We start from the raw sequence: 14122 nt of genomic DNA on the forward strand, positions 1-14122 counted from the left end.
CTTGATAACCCTGGCACCCGACAGGCCGGGTGCAGTCACGGAAGTATATGGGGCCCCCGTATCGGGGGCAAACGAAGCCGGCCCTATATCGGGCCGGCCAGTGACACGCTTATTCCGGGATTTGGACCTGGTCGTCAGCAAAGACAATCCTGTCTGCGGCATCCGGCGCGGGATTGATCGCCGGCAGGTTGGCTTCCGCCAACGGTGTCGCAATGTCGCCCCGGGGCACTGTCCGAACCACCTGACTGGGCGGCAACGCCTGCTTCTCGGTCAGATTGGCCCAAACCAGATCCAGCGCCTGGAAATAGTAGTGGTGCAGCGGCACATAACGATCGGCAACGCCCGCGAACCCATTGAGCACGTCCAGATGGTGGGCGTTGAGGATTTCGTAGTACCGAAGGTTGCTTTTCTTTCCTTCCACTCGCTGGTTCAGGCCGAAATAGGGCCTGGACGTGTGGTTGATTGGCAGAATCGCGTCGGCACGACCGGTGACAAAAACCGTCGGCTTGCCTTGCAGATCGCCCGAGGCGCGAACCTCGGCGATCCCCTCCGCAATTGCCGTTGCCAGCTCGGCGTCGGAACCTTCCAGATCCGTTCCGCTAATGGCGTCGCTGCCCTGGGCAAGGCTTCGAAGGCACAACAGGGCATCCAGGCCATAGTCCAATTGATTGGAGCTCGGGGAGGCACTGGCAGGCAGATTGGTGGGCTGACCATCGGCATCGTCGTACACGATGTTCACCCCGGCCGACGGCGGAATGCCATTGCTGGCCGAAAACAAGGCGGCCTCGACCGTGGGCGCCAACTGGGTTACGGCTCCGGCGGTATCAGTTGCCGACAGACTGAGTTCACAGACCCGATCCTCAACACCGGCCCGGCCATAGGTGTTGGCATAGGTCATGGAAATACTCGGAGCCACCGCCAACCCGAAGTGCACGGGTGCCAGCAGGTTCTGTTCCGGCTGAATACCGAATTCCTCATTGAGTATCCGAAGAGCATCGGTCGCCCGGGCATCAAGGGTAGCACCGGTCACCAGCCCCTTATTGGCGAGGGAATTACAGATATTCTCGCCGATGGCCGGCGGATTGAACACGGCATTAAGCGGTGCGGTGTCGCGAATCGCCGGCGCCTGGTTGGCACAACCCTGATAGACGGCAAGAGCGGTCGTGTAATCCAGCAGGCTGCGACTGTGCTCAGTAATCACGGGGCCATCGCCCTGACGGATAGTGAAGCTGCGGTCCACCGTCGGGTTAACGTTCGGTTCGGAAACCGCCACGCCATCAATCAGGCCCCGGGTATCCTGTTCGGCTGCACGAACTGACGAGCCACCGCCATTGGAGACACTGGAGGCGATGACCACCGTGTTTTTGGGGGTTATCGTCAGCAGGGTTTCACCGTTACCCAATTCCCGGCCAAACTTCTCGTTCAGCACGTAAAAACCGAACTCAATGGACTGCAACACATGCAGGCCCCAATCAGCTTCCGGATTGGCTTTGGAATGAGCGTGCTTGTAGGCGAAACGATCCGGCCAGTTACTGTCGAACGTGGCGCGCTGCTCATCGGTCAGGTCGGCCCGAAACTGCACGGGTTCATCGGATGAGGTCAGCGTGCCATCAATCCGCTGGGCGGTATTGGTGGCGAGGTTGTGTGAACCGGTTCCAGTGCCTTTATCGGTGTACACCACGGCACACCCTTTCTTGAGTCCCCATTCCCCGGCGGTGCCGATGGCGCCATAGATGCCACGGGAACCGGACGAGGGCGCCGTGATCATACAAGGTTGATCAGGATCGAAACTATCGGGCACCTGGGCCATGACCGTCACCGGCACACCGGTACCAGGCACCGACATGTAGGCAATGAATTCATCGCCCGGTATCAGGCCTTCACCGCTGGCGCCGACTTGTGGGCCGAAAAAGGTGCCGTAACCGCCGCCGGGAACCGTATCCACCAACGCTCGGTAGTTGTTATAGATCGCCAACCGGCGGAGCTCGGCAGCAGTGGGATTCAGAGGGTCTGTGAACGCAGGGGCAGGCGTACTGGCCAGACCGCTGGCACCCAGGCCCGCAGTCAGCAGGTCATCGGTAATACCGTCGTAGCTGGCCTGGTTTATATCGCCCCGGATGAAGTCGGGAATCTGATTGAACGGTGGCTTGTCCTTACAGGCAGTCAGGGTCATCCCCGTGGCGCCGATCAGGGCGCAGAGCATTATTCGTTTCATGATCGTTCCTTGTTTGTTGTTGTAAACGAACAGACCAGGCCTCAAGCCGGGCCCCGGTAACACCATGCGCATCCTGTGCCAATTGGATACCTGACTGATTTAAAAGCTTTTAATGAATAACCTTTAGTTAAAGTGAGACGATAATCCGGATTTCCGGACACCTCTGGACAGAGAAGTCATTGGGAAGCGCCTTATTTGCCAGCCCCATCAAGACTGTCCCGAAAATCGGACAGTGTATTGAATGTCGGACAATGGAGTTTGGGTATTGCTCACGGAGCCGGACTTACATCCACCACTATCGACCTGTCGTAGACTTGATGGAACGCTTCAAGAAGGAGATGTCAGTGTCCGGTTACCGAACAAGAGTAAAACGGAGCGGAATACTCGGATTGATCAGCAGTCTGCTGGTGCTGGCCGGGTGCGCGACCCATCACAACGGATCCGCCCCCGCTGACATCCCGGATGAAGGCCCCTTCCAAATAGCTAAGGACTTGCGGTTCTCGCCCGATGGTTGGCCTGAAGCCCTGTTTGCCGACCTCTACCTCCCGAACAGGCAGCTGTCGCAGCGGCGCCGGCCGGTTGTTCTGATGGTTCACGGTGGCGGCTGGCAGCGCAGATCCCGGGAAGATATGGCCTGGATTGCAGAAGAGGTTGCCAGCCACGGTTTCGCGGTACTGAATATCGACTACCGGTTCGCGCCGGAACACACTTTTCCTGCCCAGCTGCACGATCTGCAACTCGCCCGACAGTGGCTGAACCGGCACGCCGACGAGTATCACCTGGACGCAACGCAAGTGAGCGGCTTCGGGTTCTCCTCTGGCGCCCATCTCATTGCCTTAATGGCCCTGGTAGCAAGCTCGGACAGCGAGCTGAACCGGCCCCACGGCGGGCCGGAAACCCGACTGAATGCGGTCGTCACCGGCGGCCTGCCCTCCGACCTGATGGCCTTTGGCTCGGGAAAACTGATCCGGCAATTCCTTGGAGGTGAGCAGCACGAGATGCCGGGAACCTATCGCGAGGCATCACCGATCAGCCATGTAACCGGCAATGCTCCACCTTTTTTCCTGTTTCACGGCGCCATGGATATGCTCGTGCCTTTCAGCCAGACGGAACGCTTTCGGGAGGCGCTCCAGGACCAGCAGGTCTACAGCGAGTTGTATGAAATGCACCTGAGGGGGCATGTAACCAGCTTTCTGACCGCGGGCGGTGCCATCGACGAAGCGATAGGGTTCCTCGTCCGTCAACAAGATGGCTGAACCTAACCAATTCGGATAAACGGCAGCAGGCTCAGGCCCATGATTATCAGAATGGCAACGCAGGCCGCCAGGGTCCGAATTGGTCGCTGCCTGAGCATGAACCAGAAACCGCCAGACTCGCCCCGGGCCAGGTGCTCCTCGTAGGTCCGCCGCTGGGTCTCATAACGTTGCCGCTGATACTCATCCAGCAACGCTCGGGCCCGGGCCGCCTCCTCGTCATCGTGGACCCAGAAACCACCCATGCTGATCCCCCAGCGGCTTGGCGGCGTTTCATAATAGGCCACCTCATGGGCATCAAAGAGGGCCCGGATTTCATCGGCCTCGTCATCGGGCACATGGCGTAGATTCATCAGATGGTGGGGCATGAACTCTCGTTGTCTGGTATCGGGTGCGGGTATCCCTATATCCTAGCACTAATGCCTGACTGGGCCCGACTGCACGAATTCGACACCGGAACACCGAATGACCGACAGCCCCCTCCGATTGCTGCTGGAGTTTGACAACCAGGCGCAACGGGACAGATCACAACCTCCCACCTTCCTGCATCGCCGGGACCGCAAGTTCGCTCTGGTCTGTGAAGAGCAGGGCGTGGCTCCGGATGCCGCCCGCTGGCTGGCCCATCTGAGCCGGCTCAGTGGGCCCCGGACAACCCCGGCATCCACGGGCCAGACCCTGGGGGCCTGGCGCCGGATCACTGGTGTTTTTTCGGCAGCTGGTTTAATCGCAGGCGTGCTGACCATGGCCGGGCTGCTGTTTTACGACGGCGGCCAACGCATCAACATCACGGTGTTTCTGGCCTTCGTACTTTTGCACCTGGTGCTTGCCCTGTTTACCACCCTGCAATCCCTGGCCGGTTGGCAACCCTGGCGCTGGCTGGCGCGGCGGCTCGGGGCCAACCCTGACCAGGGGGTCTTCAACAAGCTCCATCCCCTCCTGATGGCCCAAGCCGCTCACCTGGGTGGTATCGCTTTCGGGATCGCGGGTCTGGTCACTTTGCTAGCCACAGTGGTCATACAGGACCTTGCCTTCGGCTGGAGCACCACCCTGGAAACGGCTGCTGAGAGCTACCACGGGTTGATAAGCGCCGTCGCAACGCCCTGGGCCTGGCTCTGGCCGGCAGCTGCCCCGGATCTTGCTCTGGTCGAGGGAACACGTTTCTTCCGGGCCGGCACTCCCACGGCAAGTCCCAACCCGGCTTTATGGGGGCAATGGTGGCCGTTTGTCACCATGCTCTGGGCAACCTGGATTCTGGCGCCACGACTGCTGCTGTGGGGACTTGCCTCGGCGCAGACACGACGAAAGGCCCATCGTCTGCTCGCCAGCCATCCGGCCATGCACGCCCTGATGTATCGCATGGAAACTCCGACCCTGGACACCGGCAACAGCCACCATGACGCCGACGACCTGCCGGACACAAGAGCCCGAAGCGATTTGCTGCCACTGCCCGACAGCGACATTCTGCTGTGTTGGGCTGGCGCCGGCGAACCGGAACTGCCAGAGGCGCTTCGTTCAGGCAAACAGCTCGTGCTTCGTGCCGGGGGCAGCGCCAGTCTCTCGGACGATGATCAGGCTCTGAACCATATCGCCGGGCACCTGCAGACCCGCACCAAAGCGGTCATCCTGCTGGTGCGTTGCTGGCAACCCCCCACCGGCGAACTTCAGGACTTTCTTGAGACCGCCCGTGGCATCTGGCCCGAGGGCGCCCGGGTCGCCCTGGTACCCCTGGCCGCAGACAGCAACCAGGAGCCCGATGCCCATCAGATCCAGCCCTGGCTTCGCTTTGCCGAGCGTGTTGGCAGCGAGTTTATCCAAGTGTCGCTGCCCTCTTTCCAGATCCGGGATCCCTATTCAGCTGCCGGGGAGCACTCATGACACAGGCACCTACGTTTGCTGTCGTCGGTCACCCGAACAAGGGTAAATCCAGCGTGGTGGCGACCCTGTCCCAGAACGATGCCATCGCCATTGCCCTGGAACCCGGCACCACCCGCAAACGCCAGGCCTATCCGCTGACAGTGGACGGGCAGACCCTCTACACCCTGGTAGACACCCCCGGCTTCCAGCGCCCGCGCCGGGTACTGGAATGGCTCGAGGCCCACAGCATCTCGGCCTCCGACCACGCTGACACGATCAGAGCCTTTGTGACACAGCATCAAGGCGATGGCCGGTTCACCGATGAATGCGAGCTTCTGACGCCATTGATCGAGGGTGCTGGCATCATTTACGTGGTCGACGGTTCGGTGCCCTACAGCACAGAACACGAGGCAGAAATGACCATCCTGCGCTGGACCGGCCGCCCCAACCTGGCGCTAATCAACAGCATCGGCGATGACGACTACAGCGATACCTGGCAGGCCGCGCTGGGCCAGTTCTTCCAGGTTGTTCGCCGATTCGATGCTGTTCGCGCCCATTTCGAGCAACATCTCGGACTTTTACGAGCTTTCGGACAACTGGAACCGGACTGGGAAACGCCACTGGAACAGGCCACTCGCTACCTGTACGCCCAGCGCCAACAGCGCCGCCAACAGGCCGCTGCACTGATTGCCCGGGCGCTGGAGGACATGATGTCATTCCAGGAGAAACGCACCCTGACTGAGGGACAGGCGGCCGAGACAAGTGACGGTTCACTGGCTGACAAGCTACGCCAGCACTGGTATCGCCACCAGCGCAAGCGGGAACAGACTCTGCGCGTGGATATCGAACACCTTTACCAGCATCGGCGCATCCGTCGTCAGGAAGCGGAACTGGAGTGGCACAGTGAGCACGACCTGTTTTCGGAGAACAGCCGAAAAGCCTGGGCCGTCAGCAAGCGCTACCTCGCCACCGCCGGCTTTGGCGCGGGTGCCGTCAGCGGAGCCGGGATCGACGCACTGACCTTTGGCTCCTCTCTCGGAACGGGCGCTTTGGTGGGCGGCCTGATCGGCGCTGCGGGGAGCTATTTCTATGGGGACCGGCTGGCCCTGCCGGCACTGAATATCGGCGTGCTCAGAGACGGATTAAAAACAGCCAGCTTTGGCCCTGTACAGGACAGCCAGTTCGGCTATGTTGTATTGGGGCGTGCCGTTGATCACTGGTGGCACATCAGCCACCGGAACCACGCCGGTCGGGACTTGCTGGACCTGGAACCAGCGGATCACCATTGGCTGGAAAGCCTTGACAAAACCAGCCGACAAAACATCCAGAAGGCCTTCGACAAGTGTCGTAAACGCCGGCCGCTCGACGATCGACAGCGGGACAATTTCACCCTTGCCATAGAGCAAGCGATGATGGTTTACGACGATTGGCGGTTGAATCGGACCTGAAAGGGATGTTTATACTAAAAAGCTATTCCATCACAAAATGAGGAATGCAGATGAAAATCGTACGAGTGCAAGACATTATCGGTACCGAGCGGGAAGTGACCGGACCAGGATGGACCAGCCGTCGCATGCTGCTGAAAAAGGACGGCATGGGCTTTTCCTTCCATGAGACCATCATTCCCGCGGGCGCGGTTCTGAACCTCTGGTACAAGCACCATCTGGAAGCCGTCTACTGCGTGGCCGGCAACGGCAAAATCCTTGACAAGGCGACCGGGGAAACTCACGAGATTACTGACGGGACCCTGTACGCACTCGACAAGCACGACCAGCATACCCTGTACGGCGGAACCGAGGACATGAGACTGATTTGTTCCTTCAACCCTCCGGTTACCGGCCGCGAAGTTCATGACGAAGACGGAGCCTACCTTCCGGACACCGGCGAAGACTGATTCCGCACACTGTGGCTGAACATCAGGCCGCAACCACACCGCCACCGCCAGCCAGACTGCTGCCGGTGGCGGTGTTGCTTTGGTTGGCCGGCGTTTACCTGCGAATACCGGTGCTGGTGGCACCACCCCTTGCACCGTTTATCAGCGAAGAACTGGCACTGACCCAGGCCCTCACCGGCGCCCTGACCACCTTGCCCATCCTGATGCTGGCCATTGGCTCCATGCCCGGCTCCCTGGCCATCGCCCGGATTGGCCCCCGTAACACCCTCGCTCTCGCCATGGTCATCATGGTGATTGGCTCCGCCGGCCGCGGACTGGTACCCGATACTTTCACACTCATGCTGGCCAGCGCCATCATGGGCCTGGGTGTCGCCATGATGCAACCGGCCTTGCCAGCGCTGCTGCCCCGATGGCTTGAGCCCCATCACCTGGCCCTCGGTTCGGCCATCTACATGAACGGCATGCTGATGGGCGAATTCATCGGCGCCGGCATTACCCTGCCAGTGCTCATGCCTCTGCTTGATGACAGCTGGCGTGCCACACTCCTGGCCTGGTCACTCCCCGCCCTGCTGGTTGCCGCCGCGCTTTATCTACCCAGACGCGACCGGGCAAAACCCGTGGGCAAAGTCTCCTGGCTGCCAGACTGGAGCAACCCGCTCACACTCAAAATCGGCCTACTCCTGGGCTTGTCCGGTTCCATGTTCTTCGGCCTCAACGCCTACATGGGCAACCTTCTGGAACAGCAAGGCCAGTTTGACAAACTCTCAGAAGCCCTGTTCTGGTTCAACCTCGCCCAGGTCTTCGCCTCCCTGACCATGCTTAAAATGGCACGGGCATGGGTAGGCCGCCGCTCTGCCATCATCGTCGCGGCCACACTGAGCATTCTTGGCATCCTGGGCGCCATCACCTTCACCGGATGGTGGTTCATCGCCAGCGCCACCCTCATGAGCCTCACCGCCGGCATCCTGCTCATTCTCCTGGTCGCCGTACCGCCCTTGGTCACCACCTCAAGAGAAACCGGCCGCCTATCCGCCGGCACCTTCCTCGTTGGCTACACCCTGGCGTTCTCAATCCCGATGCTGGGAGGCCTGATCGCCGACTGGACCGGCGACGCCCGACACGCCGTCCTCACCATCATCGCCTACAGTCTCCTGGCGCTCCCGCTGGCCTTCACCCTGGACCTGAAACGAAAAAAGGACCAGCCCGAAAGCTGATCCTTTTCTGAATACCAATTCCCCCTCGCGGACTCCCCATATCCAGCCGGAACGGCCGTGCCAGACTCCGAGCTAAAACAGGGTCAGATGTAGTAGTCCTTCAACGGAGGAAACCCGTTAAACTCAATGGCACTATAAGTCGTCGTATAAGCCCCGGTAGAGAGCCAATACATCCGATCCCCGATGGCCAGATTCAAAGGCAACGGATACTTGTGATGCTCATACATGATATCGGCACTGTCACAAGTCGGCCCAGCAATCACACAGTCCTCACCTTCACCGGATTTCTCCGTCCAGATCGGAAACTTGATCGCCTCATCCAGCGTCTCAATCAGGCCTGAAAACTTGCCCACATCGGTGAACACCCAGCGGTGCAGTGCGGTGCGGGATTTCCGGGAAATCAGCACCACCTCACTTACCAACACACCGGCATTGGAAATCAGAGAACGGCCCGGCTCGATAATAATCTCCGGAAGCTCCGAACCAAAATCCTCATGCAGGAAACGGCCAATCTCTTCCGCATAGACCTTCAGCTCGTTCGTCCGGGTAATGTAGTTGGCCGGAAAACCACCGCCCATGTTGATCATCTTCAGCTCAATGCCGTCTTCTTCCTTGAGACGCTCGAAAATGACCTTCACCTTGCTCAGAGCCGCATCCCAGGCGCCGATTTCCCGTTGCTGGGAGCCGACATGGAAAGACACGCCATAAGGCACCAGGCCCAGATCACGGGCCAGGATTAACAGATCCATGGCCATGTCGGTCTGGCAGCCAAACTTGCGGGACAAGGGCCAGTCAGCGGTCAATGTGCCCTCGGTGAGGATACGTACATACACCTTCGAGCCCGGCGCCGCCTTGGCAATGTTTCGCAGGTCCGCCTCGGAGTCAGTGGCAAACATACGCACACCCTTCTCGAAAAAGGTACGGATGTCCTTCGCTTTCTTGATGGTATTGCCGTAACTGATGCGCTCACCGGTCACACCCAGGGCCATCACCTTGTCCAGCTCATACACCGACGCGATATCAAAACAGGCACCCTTGTCGCGCAGCATGGTCAGAACCTGCGGGGCAGGGTTGGCCTTTACCGCGTAATACACACTGGCGTAGGGGAAACCTTCCACCAGCTCATCGTACTGGCGATTAATTGTGGCGGTATCAATCACCACAAACGGAGTTTCCTTGCCGTCGGCAAAGTCCTTGATGCGTTTGAAGGTCTCAGTGTCGTAATAATCAGCGATGTTGGCGTTGGCGACTTCGGTCATGGATGGTGTTTCCCTCCACAGGGCAAACAGGCATAAAAAAAGGCGCTACAGCAACGCTGCAGCACCCGTTAGATAGCGCGATCATCGGGCTTTTTTTCAGGTCAGGATATGAGCATATCTACCCATAAGTATTGAACGACGTGGGCAACGCCAATGGCATGAAATCTAGCGAGAAAAGTCTCAGACAGCCACCGGCCAGAGCGGCGTTGGGTCGGTGGGTCCGTCCGGGTCTTCCGGTGCGGTCTGCGTCTTCAGATATCCCAGGATCGCATCCTGCAATTCGGTGCCCTGACCCAGGCCCTGATTTCCGAAAAGCCGGTTGAATTCGAGCACGTAGGGGTAGCCTTCCACCAGCGCAATATCAAAACCTGCGTGATCAACACCCAACTCCCGGGCGAGCCTCAACGCCAGATCCGTCATTACCCGGGGCACCGGACTCGTATCGATACGACCACCGCGGGCCACATTATTGTAGAACCCCTGGTCTGCCTGGGTTCGCCAATAGGCCGTCAGTACCCGATCACCCACCACCACGACGCGCGCATCGCGGTCCAGGGGAAGGTATTCCTGAGCATAGAGTACATCCGTGCTCTCGCAGTAGCGGCGCCAGTCCTCGCGGGTTTCGATCAGCCAGACACCCTCGCCCATGCTGGCCTTCGGCAGCTTTGCCACGAACGGATGAGACATGGCATCCCAGATCATGTCCCGTTCCACCGCGCCATTCGCCTCGATCATCGTCCAGGGCGTGTGCTCAGGGGCAACCGCCTGGAACGCCCGGGTCATCTCGACCTTGTTATGGCCTATGCAGTAGCTGGCAACGCTCGGAAACACCCGACATTTCAGGCCATAAACCAGCGCGTTCAACTGCCAATACTCGGGGAATAGCACCCAGTCTGCCTCCCGCAACAGTTCTTTATGGCGCAGAAACTGGTCCGGCTTGAGAACGGTGGTGTTGGGAAAACCCAGGGTCCGGAAAATATCGAAAGAGACAAGGTGCATGGATACAGCGCACTCGGGGATTGAGTTGCGCGTATTTTATACAGCGTTGCCGTTCAGGCAAGCGGTATTTTCACAACTCGGGCATGAGCAAAAGACCTTACTGGTGCTAACCTTGGATCAGAACGTTGCGGGGACAGACAGAATGCAGGAACTTGATTCCAGAGCGCGGTCCATTTTGTCTGGACTGCGAGAAGACTTTCAGTCCGGCGCCACGCAGCTGGCACTCAATACCCTCGACGAACTGTTGTCCTACCTGGAAGATGTCAGGCCGGAAGTCGAGGCCCTTCGCCGGCTGCTGGCAGAGCTCCGCGCTGCCCGTCCGAATATGATCGTGATTGGCAATGCACTGTCCAGGGTCGAGCAGCGATTAACCAGAGACCCACAATCCGCGAGACAGGTCATCACCGACACACGGGATCAGTTGCGAAACGCCACCACCACCATTGCCCGACACGCCCGCGATCAATTGCCGACAGCGCCCGTCGTCATGACCCACAGTGCCAGCTCTGTGGTCCTGGCGCTATTCCGGAGCATGGCCGAGAACCATCAACCCTTTTCCGTCATCTGCACCCAGAGCAGCCCGGGGTTTGAGGGTCACTCACTGGCCCGAACCCTGGATGATCTCGCAGTACCCGTCACGCTGATTACCGATGCCCAGATGGGACTGTTTGTCTCCGAGGCCGATGTGGTGATCACCGGTTGCGATACCTGGCTCGCCGATGGTTATTTTATCAACAAAAGCGGCACCCACCTGCTGGCACTGGCAGCTCGGGCCGCCAACAAGCCCTTGTGGGTGCTGGCGGACAGCTTCCGCGAGAGCGACACGGACTCCGGGTCGGTTGAGCTCGAGGAGATGCCGGTAGATGAACTCGACGCGCCTGAAGGCGAGTGGATAACTCCCCGGAACGTGTACTTTGAGTTGGTGCCACACTTCCTGGTCAGCCAGCGGATCAGCGAGCAGGGCGTTTTTTCGTGCCCTGCTGGGCCTCGGCGGTAAACGGATCTTCCGGCCAGGGATGCTTGGGATAACGACCACGCATGTCCTTGCGCACCTCGGGGTAGGCGTTACGCCAGAAACTGGCCAGATCCGCGGTGACCGCCAAGGGCCGCTGGGCCGGTGATAGCAAATGAATCACTACCGGTACCCGACCGCCGGCGACGGCCGGGGTTTGCGTCCAGCCAAACAGCGCCTGCAGCTTGGCCGCCAAAACCGGCCCGTTGTCGGCGGTGTAATCCAGACACACCCGCTGACCAGTCGGTATGGTCAGGTGGGTTGGCGCCAGGGACTGCAGCTGCTGCTGGGCAGGGTAATCAATCAGGCTGTTAAGGGCCGCCAGAAGGTCAATCCGGGCCAGATCGGACCAGCGGCTTATACCAACCAGAAACGGTCCCAGCCATTGTTCCAGATTTTCCAGCAAAGCCGTATCGTTTGTATCCGGCCAGCCATTACCCGGCAAAGTTTCGGCGAGCAACCGCACACGGGCACGCCACTGGCGGCTGGTATCGCTCCAGGGCAGGCTTTCCAGGCCCTTTTTCCGGATGGCGTTGATCAGGCCCTGTTGAACCAGTTCCGGATCCACCCGGGCAATCGGCTGCTCCTGCAGGACCAGTTCACCCAGTTTCCGCGCGCGTCTCGCCACAATCTTACCCTGGCTGTCGTCCCAGAGCGCCTCCTCGGTATCATGGATATGGTCAGCCAGGTCCAGCTCCAGATCCGCAATGTCTACCGGAGCCGCCAGGTAAATGGTTGCTTCCCGGGCCCGACCATCCAGCTCGGCAGCCACCAGCCAGTCGTGCCGGGCCAACCGATCCTCCTCTCTCAGTGCCGCGCCCTTGCCATTACTGAGTTGATACCTTGGCGCCTTACCCGGTCGCCGGCGGGCAATACGATCCGGATAGGCCAGGGCCAGCAACCGGCCTACCTCCGTCTCGGACGGTATTGGCGTATCCGCCGGCGCCGACCCGGAAATCCGACTGGCCGATTGACGCACGGCCTTCAGCCGGGCCGCATCCAGCGTGCGATCACGTCGCTCTCCGTAGAACACACGAATCCGCTCGTGCATATCCGCCCCGGCGCCGGGGCCCAGAAGATCACGCTCGCCGAGCAGGGCAGCCAATGCAGCAGCAGGTCTTTCAAGCCCGATAGAGCGGCCTCTCAGCACCATATGTGCCAGGCGCGGGTGAATTCCGAGTTCCCGTGCCGCCTTGCCGTGATCGGTAACAGCCCCGTCAGAGTCGAGTATATTCAGCCACTGCAACAAGGCCACCGCCTGTTGCCAATGGGCTGCCGGCGGCTCATCAATCCAGGCGACAGCGTCGGAATCCCGGGCACCCCATTGGGCCAACTCCAGAACCAGGGGCGCCAGATCGGCCTCCAGAATTTCCGGAGGCGTATAGTCCGCCAATCCGAACTGTTCCGATTCGCTCCACAGGCGATAACAGATTCCTGGCTCAACCCGGCCGGCCCGGCCCTTGCGCTGTTCCGCCGAGGCCCTGGAGACCCGACCGGTCACCAGACGGGTCATGCCGCTGTTGGGATCAAACACCGCCCGGCGCTGCTGGCCGCTGTCGATAACAACCCGAACCCCTTCAATGGTCAGACTGGTTTCGGCAATGGCCGTGGCCAGCACCACCTTGCGCTGGCCCTCAGGCGCGGGTGAGATGGCCTGATCCTGCTGTTCCGATTTCAGGTTGCCGTAGAGCGGAGCAACCATCACATCATCCGGCAGGTTTCCCCGCAGTTGCTGCTCCGCCCGGCGTATTTCACCGGCACCGGGCAGGAACACCAGCAGAGAGCCGGTCTGATCCCGAAGGGCTTCCTGAACAACCGACGTTACCTGATCCACCGCCCGTCCATTGCGTGGCGCCGGCCGATAGTGAACATCCACCGGGAACGCCCGCCCCTCACTGGTCACTACGGGCACGTCTCCAAGCACCTTCGCGATCGGCGCAGTATCCAGCGTTGCCGACATCACCAGCAGCCGCAGATCCTCCCGCAACGCCTGCTGGGATTCCCGCACCAGCGCCAGGCCAAGATCCGCCTGAAGCGATCGCTCGTGGAATTCATCAAAGATGACCGCGGCATAGTCGTCCAGCATCGGATCGGCCTGGATCAGCCGGGTCAGGATGCCCTCGGTCACCACCTCAATGCGGGTAGCGCCGGAAACCCGGGTGTCCAGCCTTGTGCGATAACCCACGGTCTGACCGGGATTCTCGTTCAATTGCCTGGCCATAAACCTGGCCGCCGATCGGGCCGCCAGACGGCGGGGCTCCAGCATCAGGATCTTGCCGGCTCCGCGCCAGGGCGCATCCAGAAGGGCGAGAGGAACACGGGTGGTTTTGCCGGCGCCCGGGGGAGCCTGCAAGAGTGCGGTACTGTGGTGTTCCAGAACCTCTTTGAGCTCTGGAAGAACGGCATCAATGGGGAGCATCAA

Annotated in this window: 11 protein-coding genes; 6 read left to right on the plus strand and 5 right to left on the minus strand. The window is 60.2% G+C overall.

Annotated features, from left to right (window positions below; genetic code table 11):
• Positions 1 to 109: 109 nt before the first annotated feature.
• On the minus strand, positions 110 to 2215 hold the full coding sequence (locus FMN52_RS09255) for a 3-hydroxybutyrate oligomer hydrolase family protein (RefSeq protein ID WP_162851865.1): 2106 nt from the start codon (positions 2213 to 2215) through the stop codon (positions 110 to 112).
• Positions 2216 to 2604: 389 nt separating this feature from the next.
• Between FMN52_RS09255 and FMN52_RS09260 the strand changes: the two genes are divergently transcribed.
• Positions 2605 to 3471 (plus strand): alpha/beta hydrolase, encoded by an 867-nt coding sequence (locus FMN52_RS09260; RefSeq protein WP_346341307.1) that lies wholly within the window; start codon positions 2605 to 2607, stop codon positions 3469 to 3471.
• Positions 3472 to 3473: 2 nt separating this feature from the next.
• On the opposite strand, the gene FMN52_RS09265 is transcribed toward FMN52_RS09260, so the two are convergent.
• Positions 3474 to 3836, minus strand: a complete 363-nt coding sequence (locus FMN52_RS09265; RefSeq protein ID WP_148608375.1) for a DUF6164 family protein — start codon at positions 3834 to 3836, stop codon at positions 3474 to 3476.
• Between the two features lie 97 nt (positions 3837 to 3933).
• On the opposite strand from FMN52_RS09265, the gene FMN52_RS09270 reads away from it, so the two are divergent.
• The 4 genes from FMN52_RS09270 to FMN52_RS09285 are packed head-to-tail and all read left to right on the plus strand — an operon-like array spanning position 3934 to position 8430.
• On the plus strand, positions 3934 to 5343 hold the full coding sequence (locus tag FMN52_RS09270; protein WP_148608376.1) for a DUF2868 domain-containing protein: 1410 nt from the start codon (positions 3934 to 3936) through the stop codon (positions 5341 to 5343).
• Positions 5340 to 6770, plus strand: coding sequence for a GTPase/DUF3482 domain-containing protein (locus FMN52_RS09275; RefSeq protein ID WP_148608377.1), 1431 nt, complete (start codon positions 5340 to 5342; stop codon positions 6768 to 6770). The genes FMN52_RS09270 and FMN52_RS09275 overlap by 4 nt, the downstream gene beginning before the upstream one ends.
• Positions 6771 to 6820: 50 nt before the next feature.
• Positions 6821 to 7216 carry an ectoine synthase gene (locus tag FMN52_RS09280; protein WP_041339823.1) on the plus strand — a complete coding sequence of 132 codons (396 nt, stop codon included), beginning with the start codon at positions 6821 to 6823 and terminating at the stop codon, positions 7214 to 7216.
• 11 nt (positions 7217 to 7227) lie between these two features.
• Positions 7228 to 8430 carry an MFS transporter gene (locus FMN52_RS09285; protein WP_148608378.1) on the plus strand — a complete coding sequence of 401 codons (1203 nt, stop codon included), beginning with the start codon at positions 7228 to 7230 and terminating at the stop codon, positions 8428 to 8430.
• Between the two features lie 83 nt (positions 8431 to 8513).
• On the opposite strand, the gene FMN52_RS09290 is transcribed toward FMN52_RS09285, so the two are convergent.
• The gene (locus FMN52_RS09290; protein WP_148608379.1) at positions 8514 to 9689 is read right to left on the minus strand and encodes a type III PLP-dependent enzyme; all 1176 of its coding nucleotides are present in this window, start codon (positions 9687 to 9689) and stop codon (positions 8514 to 8516) included.
• Between the two features lie 180 nt (positions 9690 to 9869).
• Positions 9870 to 10688, minus strand: coding sequence for a hypothetical protein (locus tag FMN52_RS09295; protein ID WP_148608380.1), 819 nt, complete (start codon positions 10686 to 10688; stop codon positions 9870 to 9872).
• A 142-nt stretch (positions 10689 to 10830) separates the two neighbouring features.
• Between FMN52_RS09295 and FMN52_RS09300 the strand changes: the two genes are divergently transcribed.
• Positions 10831 to 11685 carry an initiation factor 2B gene (locus FMN52_RS09300; RefSeq protein ID WP_148608381.1) on the plus strand — a complete coding sequence of 285 codons (855 nt, stop codon included), beginning with the start codon at positions 10831 to 10833 and terminating at the stop codon, positions 11683 to 11685.
• Here FMN52_RS09300 and hrpB read toward each other — a convergent pair.
• Positions 11639 to 14119: an ATP-dependent helicase HrpB gene (hrpB, locus tag FMN52_RS09305; RefSeq protein WP_148608382.1), complete on the minus strand. Its 2481-nt coding sequence runs from the start codon at positions 14117 to 14119 to the stop codon at positions 11639 to 11641. The two genes, FMN52_RS09300 and hrpB, sit on opposite strands and share 47 nt — an antisense overlap.
• Between the last annotated feature and the right edge of the window lie 3 nt (positions 14120 to 14122).

This window comes from Marinobacter sp. BW6 (assembly GCF_008107725.1).
In the GTDB taxonomy this organism is placed as follows: Bacteria; Pseudomonadota; Gammaproteobacteria; order Pseudomonadales; family Oleiphilaceae; genus Marinobacter.

Bases quoted from the DNA above. Each gene is read 5' to 3' on its own strand.
- FMN52_RS09255 (WP_162851865.1), bottom strand. From the start codon at position 2,215: ATGAAACGAATAATGCTCTGCGCCCTGATCGGCGCCACGGGGATGACC.
- FMN52_RS09265 (WP_148608375.1), bottom strand. From the start codon at position 3,836: ATGCCCCACCATCTGATGAATCTACGCCATGTGCCCGATGACGAGGCC.
- FMN52_RS09270 (WP_148608376.1), top strand. From the start codon at position 3,934: ATGACCGACAGCCCCCTCCGATTGCTGCTGGAGTTTGACAACCAGGCG.
- FMN52_RS09275 (WP_148608377.1), top strand. From the start codon at position 5,340: ATGACACAGGCACCTACGTTTGCTGTCGTCGGTCACCCGAACAAGGGT.
- FMN52_RS09280 (WP_041339823.1), top strand. From the start codon at position 6,821: ATGAAAATCGTACGAGTGCAAGACATTATCGGTACCGAGCGGGAAGTG.
- FMN52_RS09290 (WP_148608379.1), bottom strand. From the start codon at position 9,689: ATGACCGAAGTCGCCAACGCCAACATCGCTGATTATTACGACACTGAG.
- FMN52_RS09295 (WP_148608380.1), bottom strand. From the start codon at position 10,688: ATGCACCTTGTCTCTTTCGATATTTTCCGGACCCTGGGTTTTCCCAAC.
- FMN52_RS09300 (WP_148608381.1), top strand. From the start codon at position 10,831: ATGCAGGAACTTGATTCCAGAGCGCGGTCCATTTTGTCTGGACTGCGA.
- hrpB (WP_148608382.1), bottom strand. From the start codon at position 14,119: ATGCTCCCCATTGATGCCGTTCTTCCAGAGCTCAAAGAGGTTCTGGAA.